Raw genomic sequence first — 302 nt, 5'->3', positions numbered from 1 at the left:
CGATGCCTTGCAGGTGATTCTGGAAAGCTTCGAAGGCCCGCTGGATTTGCTGCTCTACCTCATCCGCAAGCAAAACCTGGATGTGCTGAATATCCCCATGGCCGACATCACCCGCCAGTACATGGGCCTGTCTCTTATACACATCTCCGAGCCCACGAGACGAACGCAATAATCTCGTATGCCGTCTGCTGCTTGAAAAGGGGGGGGGGGGGGGGGGGGGGGGGGGGGGGGGGGGGGGGGGGGGGGGGGGGGGGGGGGGGGGGGGGGGGGGGGGGGGGGGGGGGGGGGGGGGGGGGGGGGGG

Annotated in this window: 1 pseudogene; it reads left to right on the top strand. The window is 69.2% G+C overall.

The features are described 5' to 3' along the window. Window positions 1–124, top strand: a pseudogene (locus JHD62_RS21955) (segregation/condensation protein A); the annotation flags it as partial. Between the last annotated feature and the right edge of the window lie 178 nt (window positions 125–302).

It is taken from the genome of Aquitalea sp. ASV11 (assembly GCF_016429185.1).
Classification (GTDB): Bacteria; Pseudomonadota; Gammaproteobacteria; order Burkholderiales; family Chromobacteriaceae; genus Aquitalea; species Aquitalea pelogenes.
The sequence above is the reverse complement of the archived record's forward strand: the minus strand, read 5'-3'. Positions and strand labels throughout refer to the sequence as shown.